The organism is Photobacterium sp. GB-50 (assembly GCF_003026755.1).
GTDB lineage: Bacteria > Pseudomonadota > Gammaproteobacteria > Enterobacterales > Vibrionaceae > Photobacterium.
In genome coordinates this window covers 296,735-309,993 of record NZ_PYNX01000002.1, presented here as the reverse complement: position 1 = coordinate 309,993, position 13,259 = coordinate 296,735, and the positions used below count along the sequence as shown (strand labels likewise).

General features: G+C 40.9%; 1 protein-coding gene. It reads right to left on the bottom strand.

The features are described 5' to 3' along the window. Nucleotides 1–45: 45 nt before the first annotated feature. Nucleotides 46–13,161 carry a retention module-containing protein gene (locus C9J41_RS04045; RefSeq protein ID WP_146151673.1) on the bottom strand — a complete coding sequence of 4,372 codons (13,116 nt, stop codon included), beginning with the start codon at nt 13,159–13,161 and terminating at the stop codon, nt 46–48. Nucleotides 13,162–13,259 lie beyond the last annotated feature (98 nt).

Genomic DNA, 13,259 nt, shown 5'->3' with positions numbered 1-13,259 from the left:
ATAGTGGTCTTTTTCTTTTTTAAAATAAGAAAACGGGATTATCTTTTAGCTTGTGGTAAACCCTGATTGGTTAAACAATTCCGTCACCAATTGAGTACTTGATGCTGAGCTCGCTAAACCAAGATCGGCAGCTTGAATATTATCTAAGGTGATGGTTTGCGTATTGCTGTTAGATGCGGTGATCATCAATTCTAGTTTGCCACTTGAAGCGTCAGCACTAATACCTGCTAATAAATCGTCGAGTTTTAACCCATCACCTGCACTATCATCCAGTACATCCGTTAAGTCTATTTTATCTTCACCTAATGCAAAGTCGGTGATGACATCGATACTGCCATCAATATTATCCAGCTCCCAGATGAACAAATCATCCCCTGCATTACCAGTTAAAATATCATTACCGCCACCAGCATAAAATATATCGTCATCATCACTGCCGATAAGCGTTCGGTCTTGATCATCATCAACAATCAATTCACCGCGACCACTAGGTGAAATGCTGGCATCAATCTCAGTTGTTGTATCTTCACCAACATTGATATTAAGTGTAATAGAGGTTGCTGATAAAACACTATTACTGTCGATGGTCGATTCTGCTTCAACAATTAAACTGGTGCTGCCCGTTGATAACCCAGTGAGATACAAATCATCTAATTGGCTAACTGGCACACGATAGGTGCCAGCTGCCATTAGATCGCCAACGATTGTGCCATTACTATCAACAAGATCGCCATCATTTAAGCCACTCACCACAATTGAAAGTTCATTAGGTGCGGGGTTAACCACCGACGCCATAATGCCAATTAATGGCAGCATGGTTCCAAGTACGGTATGAATAGAGGAAGTTTGCGGCCTATCAAGCTCAATAATAGGTACATCCGGTTTGGGCGCAACAGTAATACTGGTTTGGGTACTGTCTGTTTTAGCCCCTCCCGAGCCTGAATTACCGTTATCGTTGGTTAACATACTTAACGTATCATCGCCGTAAAAGTTAGGATCGCTTTGATAATGGATTCCAGCCGCTAATGCTGCATTAAGGTCATCTAATTTACCCGTTAACATAACATCCGATGTATTGTTGTTATCAACCGTGACCCCTGTGGTACTCAATACATTCAATGCACCATGATTAACCGATAAGTTAACTGTCATATTGCCATTATCTTCCGTTGCATCGACATCTTTTACACTGATCCCCGAAATAATAACGCCTATATCCTCTTCGGCACTAATACCAGCAGGCAAAGTATTTACTGGCGCATCATTAACGGCAGCTACATCAAATGACAGGGTTTGAATCACAGCAAGACTATTGGTCGCAAGCACACCATTATCAGATGAGCGCATGTCAAAGTTCATGGTGAAATTACCGTTCGCATCGCCGGGGTGAAACACCAAAGTATCTAACGTTGTACCACCTGAAATAATAATCCATGAGCCATCAGGTTGCTTTTCTGCACTGCCGCCGACTGGTGCATCAAAAAGACTGGAATCAGGCACATCAGTGACGACTACATGCAATTTTTCTGGGGAATTTTCTGTTGCATTTGAATGTGACGGTACAATACTATCCGTATTATCTCTTACTGCTAAATCGAGTGTCAGTGTAATAGGCTGATCTTCTTGTCCTGTATAAGAGGTTGTTACATCAGAATCAATTTTGTCGCCTACAGGTAGAATATCAACATTTATGGTTGCGGTATTTTGTGCAATATCATCCAATAAATCCTCTTTGGTAAAGACCAACACTCCCAATGCTAATGTACCACTGTAATTTTCAGCAGGTACAATATTAACCCCAGTAAGACTGCCTGTTTGCATACCGACAGGTAACGTAACACTCCACTCGCCATTCCCTAAATTACCTACAGGCCCTGTTAAGACAAAGCCATCAGGTACGTTGGTGATCTTGGCTGAAATAATTTGCTCTGAGCCATCAGTATCTCCGACATCAAAACTGATGCTACCAAGACTGATACCACCCGCCTGATCTTCATTACCTTTAATGGTGGTATCAACACCTGTAAATTTGACCGGGTCATCGACTGGGATCACATCAAAATCGACTGTTGCAGTAAACGTACCTGTCGCTTGCGCGGTTGCTGGTGTCGTTAAGGTATAGGTCACATCATCTTCAACGGTAGCAACCGCTGATATTGATACATTACCGCTAAAATCTTTTACCGGTTGAAATGGAATATTATCCAATTCCGTTTTATTAACGGTGATCGTTTGTACTGCCGTTCCATCTGTTTGAATGAAGGAACCTTGGCTGGCATCGACGGTTAACTCGACTTGTTTTAGGCTTTCAAGCCCTGATGTCAATGAGGTACTGATATCTTTTAACGACGCTGATATTCCTAAAATAACCGAGCCATCTTCATAGGCATGATTATTTTTAATGACTTCAGGCTTACCTGTATTGGTAATCGGTTGATCGTCATCACCGAGATTCTCTGTGCGCAGTACTTCCAGTGATAACGTCGGATCGCCATGAGGTGGGACATCAACTACAGGCTCTATACGAACTGTAACGGGCTTAATAAGATTTTTAGTATTACCACTGGTGGTATCGGTGTTGACAATGTGAAGATCAAATTGAAAATCACCCGCGAAGTCGGTTGCAGGATTTAATGAGATACCACTTACATCAACTTTTCCTGCCCCATCGACAGGTACTATCATGACGTATTCACCATCGATGAAGTCAAAATTAGTCCCTAAGATGGTGACCCCGCTGGGCAGATCCGCCGCTTTAATTACAATCGTCACTGAGTCATGATTTTGTTCGCCATTAACAGAGCCAATAACGATATTATCTTCAATTTGGTCACCAAGATTAATGACATTATCTTCAGTGCCAGTTACCACGTCAGGATTGAAAACAATATCCCCTGCAAGCTCAGTGATCATGCTGGTATTCGGGGTAAAATCTAATGTGATGGGTGTGGTAAATGGCACAAGTGCACTGACATCACCTTCACCGTTATCACCTAAATCTTGTACTTCAGCGCTAATGGTAATATCGATAGTGGAGTTAAAGCCCGTTGGTGCGGTGATTTTCAAGTTATCGAGTTGCGATTCAGGTATTGTCCATGCCCCAGCTCCATCACTGATACCACCTATCACAACAAAATCACCAGGCTCTGCTACTGATTGAGGAAACTTCACCACAATACGCCGTATCACTTCATCACTATGATCAATAGCAACTGGGGTATTCTCTCCTGTAAAGGAGACACGTCCAAGCGATGCTGCATCTGTTGATAGATCAATCACGCCACCTGTGGTACTGGTTAACATGGTTAAGACCGCGTCACTTGAGTCTCGAACAGCAAGAATACCATCAGGTTCAACCACGGCTTGAATATCAACAACGAGCTGTCCTGTGATTTCTTTAATCGCAGTATTTTCACCATCACTATCCGTCTGCGCTACCGTTAAATAAGATTGAAAGGTTAAATCACGATCAGAATTTTGAGGCGCGCGAAGTTGTAATGGTTTACCAGCAAGTAACTCATCACGTTGACTATCCGTTAATGTGATCTCTCCAGCGACCAATGTTAAAGGAATGCCATCAATCAATAAGGTGTAATCGGAAGGAATACCACCAAAACGTATCTGAGTAATCGTTTCGCTGCTATCAGTAAATCCTTGTGCTGCAGTTGGTCGCCATTGCACCGTATTATTTTGATCTTCTAATATATTGTTATCACTGACTAAGGTGTAATTATCTGCATCAATAACAGGCTGAATATTGATCAGAATTTTTCGATCAAAACTATGTACATCACCATCATTTTCAGTGACTAATATTTTAGCTTCTAGTTCAATATCTTGAGTGCTGTTTAATGGTGGTATTATTTCAATATTTTTTAATGACGAAAGTTCAATCTCATAAACAGGCTTACCTTCAGTATCATAACCAGTAAACACTAAACTTTGATCATTACCTTCAGCGTCTTTTAATGTGACCCCTGCGGGAATACATGATAACACTACACTTAACGTTTCAGAGTTATCATCTAATTGCTTTAAAGGCGTTTCACCACTAATAATACTGATTCCAGAAATGACTGAACTGTCTTCATCTATTAAGGTTTCAATACCTTGTGTCGGATCGTTGTTGATATAAGCCCACTCACCGACATCTAACACACCATTACCATTACTATCAATATCGATATCAAATATCGGTACGTCAGCCACGCCTTTTAAGCTTACTTCAAGCTGTTGCGTTGCCGTGACATATTCATCATTAGCGTTAACCACGACATTACTGCTATTGGTAAAACTCGCGCTATCTTTCACAACACCTTGCACTGTAATTTCAAAATCAACATTGCTTTCAGGTGTTGGTTTTAGCTGAACATTAGCAATATCTGCATAGTTAACCTCATACACACCGGAGCCTGACGGGCTTTCAACTACAACAGCGCCATTGAGTAGTATTTGTGCCCCCACGGGTAAATTAGAAAAACGAACACATTCTATTTCTGAGCCGTCCTTATCTACAGTTTCTGTTAACGTCACGTGATCGCTTAGATTAATTAACACATCTTCATCAGAACTAATTCGGGTAACTTTTAATGTGGTTTCATCAGCAACAGGTTCAACATTAATAATGATTTCACGCTCAACAGAATCAGCGGTTTGCTTGCCCGTCACAAAAACCACGTCTTCTTTACTTTGCGCCACGGCCGTGAGTTTTATGTCACCACTGTAATTCGCTGTCGGTGTGACAGATAAACTCCCCACATCTGCCGCTGATACTTGATATTGATCACCACCAAGATCAACAAGATTATTTCCTTTCAACTCACCATTGATCTTGCCACCAGCATCTGGCTCTAACGTAATAATATAAGATAATGTTTCAGAGCCATCGATATCATTAAGATCGGCTTTAAGCTGCAAATCAACACCTGTTGAATCTTCATCAATGGTGTAATGTACTTGCGTTTGAGTATCATCCCACGTTGGGATATCAGCAATCCCTTCCACAATAATTTCAAACGACGTGATCGCTTCAGGCAATGGAGCACCACTAGTCACACCAACTTGCGCTTTAACTTCAAACACTAAATTGCCATTTGCCGTAGAGAAATCAGCATCGGGAATAAAAGTGAGTCCCACTAACTCGTGTACTACATTATCTGTCGTGGTGAAATCGCCGACAGGCACAACATAAGATAACCCATCTCCACTGGTCGCAAGTGTGGTACCGTTTAAATAAAATGAACCGTGTACCTCTGTCGGAATCGTGATCAATACTTGTTGTAAAAACTCACCGCGATCATCATCACCAATATCAATTTTAAGTGATACAGGCGCCCCACTTGGTGGAGCAATGATCGTTTCATCAGGATCTTCTACTCGTCCTACATCTTCATAAGTGACAATCGGATCGGGCTCGATAATGATCTTGGCTTCTTGATCATCAATTTGTAATGTAATCGTCCGTAATTCAGTATCATCATCACCATCTGTGACCCGATAGTTAAACGTATATTCCAGTACCTCATCTGTCTGTGTTATTTCAGTGGCTGCCGAGAAAGAAACCTCACCATTAGGCTTAATCGATAACTCGCCTAATAGCTGGCCAGGAGAAATGGTATCTCCTCCTTGATGAATTGGAATAACCGTAAAACCGTTACCCACTAATGGTTGCTCTACTGCAAGATCAACAACACTCACTACAGTCGCACCATCTGCACCTTCTAATGCTTGTGTCAGTAACGACTCTCCAACGACATTTGCTTGTCCTTCATCAGCTTGAATAATGATATTTCGACCATCGGCAATATCATCAACAATGGTTAGCTTAATGGTTGAAAATGTACTTTCATCACCATCATCATCAATCGCAATCACAGGTAAAAAAACATCTTTACTGTCTTTACCGGGATCGGGGTGATCAATTGCACCAAAGAGGTTTACGGTATATTCACCCGCCGCCGTAAATGCCACAGTAAAAATCGTACGAGAATCAGCAAATGCTGAGTACGTTCCGACAGAATGCTCAAATAAGGTAACCGCCTGTCCTTGGCTTGTTAAGGTTGAATTTAAAGTGGTAAATTGCGTGGTATCTAAACGGTACTGATGAACTAAATCACTGCCTTCATCAATCGTTAATGTTCCCGTCGCGCGGTCCCCATCTTCATCAGGTGTTGAGCCTTGATGATGAGGGCCATCGGCACGAATATCACTTTCTTCAACAGTGATATCTTGTGTATTAATAATTACCGGATCAAACCCATCACTGATATTAAGCATAACGGCCACTGGGGTTTCTAAATAATCACCATCGGTATCTTGGATTTGGACTTCGAGATCAATACTAATGAGAGCACCTGAAACATTGATATAGCCACTACTATTTCCTCCACTATTGTGATCAAGTGGTAAGAATTGCTCATACGTTACCGTCACATCAGCATCTTTAGAATTCAAGACATTAACGGCTGATAAGGTTAGTGTGAAATAAGTCTGGCTGTTATACGAAGCCGTTAAAACATGGGTACTAGGATCAAAATTATAATCGAGTGTCTGCCCCCCCAATGCTGTGATTTCTGCACGTAACTCTGCGAGTAAATCAGTAAGATAATTAGCACTAAAACCAACTTTATCGGGATCTAGACGATCAACACCTGCGGTTAATGTAAAGGTTGTCGAATCAGAAACTGGATAGCCAGTAAGCGAACCTGTCGGTGCACTAATATCACCTTCAATCACATCTAAATCAGTTATGCCGGTAAAATTCCCCGTAGGATCGAGTCCATCAATAATAGTGATATTAATTTCACCATCGGTTGGACTTATATCTAAATCTTGATCGGTTGCAGTGACAGCTAAGGTAATCGCTAATTTATTGGTGGTGTCAGACTGATCCAACGGCTGTGATTGCACGACGTTGTAATCACCACTTTGTAGTAATTCAATAGTTAATACTTCAAGCGTAGGATCATCTTGCCTTACCACAGTAACCGTATTGCCGACTACGCTATATTCCGTTGCGTAACCATTACTGGTTAAGTGGGTTAAATTTGGCTGAAGCGCTGTTAAATCAATGTGGATGATCTCATCACTACCAATGTTGGTTGCTATTTTTCCGCTATCGCTATCAATTTCAGTAAATTCAGTTCCAGCATCAATACCAAAACTGGGTAAATCACCGTCTGCAATATTCACGGTAAATATTGCAGGATTTAATAATGGATCATCATCGGCATCATGCATCTGAAGCGGAATCCCTATCGCTAAATTAGCTTGGGTCATCGTCACTACCCCTGCTGTCAGTACTCCGTTAAGGTGATCAATGGGTAATGATTCAACTAATTGCGATTGTAATTCAACATTTCGGCCATTTTGACTAGGTGTAATAGTCAGCTCAAAAATGGTGTCTTGGGCAAGATTATCTTTAGTCAGCGTAATTGAAATTATCTTACTGGTGGGATCTTGGACAATAGTAGCAAGTGTATTATCACCTTGTGATGTGACTTGCTCTAACGCCGTTTTGATTGCCGTTATATTGTCACTACTCAGTAATACACTATCGGCCAGTAATATATCGTTAGTTGCAGGAATGGTTGTGGTATTGCTTGTAGTAACAGGGTTTCCCGATGTTGATGGCCCAATAGTCGGTGGGACTAAGTCACCTTCAACCACGTTAAATTCAGCATTAATTCCATTAGGATCGAGCCCATCTTTGATGATTAATTGCAGATTCGCAACATTACTTTTATCACCATCAAAATCCATCAATTGAACATCAAGATTCACCACATTTTGATTCGGCAATAGCGGCTGATCAATCGGCAAATATTGCTGAATCGTATATTGCCCATCAGGATCTATAGCGATACTTAACACTTGGGTTGATGTTCCTGCTAACTGAACATCAAATTGATTCGGTATGGACGGATCAAATACCACTTCTAATGCTGTGCCATTACTGGTTATCCCTGTAAACGCCTGACTTGGTTCGATAAACTGAACCTGTTTTATTTCATCACTATGACTGCCATAGACTAAACTTCCCGTTACCTCTTGAGGCGCTGTAATAGCACCATCAAACCCTTCAGTCCATGTTATGGATTGCTCATTAATAATAGGGATAACACCATCTTCAAAAACCAGCTTTACCTCAACAGGATCCACTAATTGATCAAAGTCAGTATCATGCATAATGATCGGAATGGTAATGTCAATTTTTCCGTCATCTAATGAAATATATTCTCCACTGACAAAATGAGAAGGATCATGATCTAAAGGTTGAAATTGAGTTAAGGTCATTTCTACTTTGACATCATCATCTTGTTGAATCGGTGTGAGCACTAACTCAAATACCTCAGCGCTATTTGATGCTTCTTTTACTTCTAAAGTCATTAAACCACTCAGTGCATTAGTGATATCAAATCTAACGCCTTTTCCACCTGTCGTAAGCTTGAGCAGCTCTGCCCCTAATTTAAAAAACACGGCATCAGTTAAATTTAAACTACTAGCAACCAAAGCATCATTAACAGCAGTAACAACAAAATTACTTGATGATGAAACAGGATAACCTTGCCCACCCACAGGTGGGTTTAAATCTCCCTCGATAATATCGAGTTCTGCAATGACACCTTGACCAGTAGGGTTCTCACCATCATTAATATCGACAATCAGCTGGCCAATATTACTGTCGTCACCATCTTTATCGACGACAAAAACGTCAAGAGCGAGATTATTAACGTTGGTTGTAAAGTTCTGATCTAAAGGTCTATTTTGCTCGACGGTATAACTTCCATTTATATCCAAGGTTATGGTTAATACATTTTGCTCAGGTGTACTGCCAATAGCCGGAACATAAAGCTGTAAAACATTTCCGTTAAAGCGATAGTCTGTTGCTTCGGCATTACTGGTTAAGCCAGCCAAGCTAGGTTGTTCAATAGCAAAATAAGCATTAGCAATATCATCACTGCCGACATCAACAGGAATGTGCCCCTGCTCTATTTGGGTTGTCATGATCTCGGTATAATCAGTGCCGGTATCTGTGCCTAACACAGGATCAACACCGTCTTTAACGATAATAAGCAACTCACCTTGCGCTTTATCACCATCATAATCTTGCGCGGTAACGGCTAACGTTAAGCGATCTTCGTTTGATACGATGGGTTGATTTAAAGGTAAATGCTGAGTGACGGTATATTTACCATCAAGCTCAATAACAACATTCAGTACCACTGAATCATCGCTAGATAAACGTATATTTAGCTCATTACCGAGCACTTCCACGTAGGTAGGTGCGCTATTACTTAACCAACCGATTAATCCTGTTTGCGTACTATCAAAAGTGAGTGTTTTAATCTCATCACTACCGAGTTCTAAGCCTATTTCACCTTCTGCCACTGTTGCTACCGCGCCTTTTTTAGGATCGGTTATCGTTGTTCCAGTATCGATTTCAAATAGCGGATCGGCACCATCTTCAACGCTGATAGTGACGATGGCGGGTTGAGAAAACGGATCGTCATCCCCGTCATTCATCATCAATGGGATGTCGATAGCAAGCTTATCATTATTGAGTAAGACGTATGTTCCACCACTATCAATTTGATGATCAAGCGGCAGTAATTGCTGCCATGCTATTTTCACATCAACATCACGCCCCATTTGTGCTGGCGTCAGGGTGATGATAAAAACATCTTGCTTAGTAACTGAATCTATTGCGGTGATGGTTTGCGCCGCAGTGATAGGATCTGCGATGTGGCTGATTTCTAGTGCTTGGTCAGATGACGTTAAACTCGATAACTCCGTGATTAATGCCGTTAATACATCGGGTAATATCACCAATGACGTCGCAACTAAACTGTCATTTGCCGCAATGATTGATAAGGTTTTTTCACTTTCAACCGGGTATAACGAAGTTGACGGTTCACGGATAGGTAAAGCGAGATCTCCTTCAACCGTTTCAAGAGTAATATTCGTACCAGTCGGATTTTGACCATCGGTAATCACTAAAGTTAACGTTGCATCATTGCTGCTGTCGTTATCAAAATCCACCACATGAAATGGCAGACTAATCGTATTGGTATTAGGTGTGACAGGTTGATCAATCGGTAAATATTGCGTGATGTTATAGTACCCGTCAGTGGCTATAGACAGCGATAAAACTGGGGTTGTCGTGCCAGTTAAAAACACCATTATTTGATTGGATTTGCCATCATCAAATTTCGCATCAAGCGCGATACTATCACTGGTTAAGCCAGCAAAAGCTGTTGTAATATCACCAATGACAACCTGTTTGATCACATCACTATTTACATCAAACTCTAATTGCCCCGAAATAGATTGTGGCTCTGCCACGGTACCTGAGAAAGCTTCCGTCCATGTTTTGATTTGGCTTTCGATAACGGGGGCTTTACCGTCTTCTAATATCACTAACGCATTCACAGGTTCGACTAAAGGATCAAAATCGCTATCATGCATTTCTAGTGGTAAGCGAATATTTATCCCGTTACTTGTAAGAGAGACATACTCTCCCCCTGAATACACCGTTGGATCATGATCTAACGGCTTTAACTGCTCGACATTCATAGTGACAGTAACGTTATGGCTGTCTTGAGTTGGTGAAAAAGTAACAATTAACACATCCGCATTAGTACTGTCTTTCCCTATAAGGGTAACAAGGCCAACGCTACTGGTTGTAAGAGTAAAACGTAGGGCTAATCCAGTCGCCGTGAGCTGCTCTAACTCACTGATTAATTCTGTTTGTACACGTGATGATATATTCAAACTTGACGCAACCAAATCATCATTCACCGCAGGGATAGTAAACGAGCTTGAAGCATCAACAGGGTAGGCATCAGCGATATTTTTAGGAGACAGATCCCCTTCAGTTAAACTTACTTGTGCTGTAATGCCCGCGCCTGTTGGGTTTTCACCATCAGTGATATTAATAATGAGTTGTCCTACGTTACTGTTATCACCATCAGCATCCGTGACCATAACAGCAAGAGCGAGATTATTTACATTAGTCGTAAAATTCTGATCTAGTGGTTGGCTTTGTTCTATTGTGTAACGACCATCAATTTCAAATACCACAGTTAATACGGGTTGTTTTGGTGATGATCCTTGCGCAGGAACAAACAACTCCAACTTGTTACCAACAGTACTATAATTCGTTGCTTGTCCATTGCTGGTTAGACCGTTTAGTGTGGTTTGTTCGAGGTTGAAAGTTGCACTAGCAATATCATCACTACCCACATCGACCGTAATTTGTCCGGTAAAGGTTTGTGGTGACATGGTTTCAATAAAACTAGTAGCAATATCCTTACCTAAAATGGGATCTGGGCCATCAACAATGGTAATATTTAATTCACCGACATTACTTTTATCGCCATCGGTATCAATCGCAATAACGCCTAAAGTCAGTTTATCTATATTCGTTTTAACAGGTTGGTTTAGTGCCTGATACTGGGTAACGCTATACTCGCCAGACGTATTAATCTCAATCGTTAATACTTCAGTCTGTGGTGCATCTGCCAACTGCAAGATGATTTTATTACCTTCAATGCGATAGACAGTCGGTTTACTATTACTCAATAACCCATCAAGGGTAGGCTGTTGAGGTTCAAAAAACATCGCCTTGATTTGATCACTTCCCACGTTGATAGGAATGCTGCCTAAAACGGTTTGGGGCGTAGCAATATCTTTGTCTTGTTCAATGATCGTAGTACCGCTATCAATGCCTAAAACAGGATCAACACCATCATTAATCTTAATGACTAATTCACCCTCATTACTGATATCACCATCTCGATCCGTCGTCGTTAATAATAAGGATAATTGTGTTTGATCTAGCGCGTTATCTTGATTGAGTGCTTGATATTGAGTCACACGATATTGACCATTAGTACTGACTTCTATTGCTAAAACCGGTGACTGATCATCAACTCTGATTACTGTGATTTTATTCCCTAGTACTGCAAAGCTTGTTGCTACGTCATTACTTAATAGTCCAATCAATGACGGTTGCTGCTCGGCGAATGTCATTACACCAATTTCATCACTTCCGATAAAAACAGGAATATCACCAGTAACACTTTGTGGCGTAGTAATATCACTATCTTGTTCTGTAAATTCAGTGCCGTTATCAATGCCTAAACCAGGAATTTTTCCATCTTCTATCACGGCTAAAAAATTAATTGGGGTTTGGGTTAGATTACCGTTGGTATCTGCAATTTGAACAGGAAGCGATAGGCGGATTTGTTCTCCGTTAATCACAATCGGTGCACGGTTAGATTCCCCTGCAAAATGATCTAAAGGAAGAAACTGTGTCACTGTCATTATCACATTAGCATCTCGACCATTGAATAATTCAGCACTTAATCCAATGGTTAAAACAATGCTTTCATCGCTACGGCTAATGCCTTTATCACTTCGACCAATGATTTGATTCGTTTCAATATCGTAACTAAAAATAATGGGGCGATCGTTAGATGATAATTCACGATTCATCGTGGCGAGTAAACTATCAATTTGTAAACTATCGAAGGCTACCGTGTTGCTATCAAGTGGCAGTGTGGCAGCTTCAACTGAAACGCTACCACTAGCAGAAACGGGATAAGTAATAGGAACCAGATCGCCTTCAACAAAGTAAACATCATTATAAAATTCACCACCGTCTGGCGATAAAATAGGAAGCGAGATATCGTCTTGTCGTCTAATTTCTGGATTATATGCAGTGTTAAAACCCGCGGTTGCAAGTAATTGGTCATTGTCATAAAGAATAACTAAGCCATCAGTAATTGATGAACTAATATCCTTAATACCAGCCGTTGTAATACCAGCCGCTGTTGCTTTTTGAATTTTAGTCGGATCTTCACCTGATAATATTGCTGCTTGTAAAGCTGCAATACTGGGCTCTAAATCCAATTCAGGTAAGGGCAAATGAACCAATTTATTATTAGAAAGGCATGCCTTACAATGTTGATTAAGCCATATATTCGTACCATCGACATGCACTAACACTTCACTACGATCAGTAAAAAGTAACGTTGTTCCTATCGCAAGATCATCACCTACCTTAACAGGAAAATATTCCCCTACCGGCATAAGAACAAACACCTGCCCTTTTACTTGTTCAACGACAATGGCTTGATCCACATAAATCTTAAACACAGCTCCTTCCCCTCAGTAAAAAGGATGCCTTAAGTATTAATCAACGGTATAAATTTCGGCACGTCTGGGCGTCTTAAATATAAGAATGTTGTGTATTT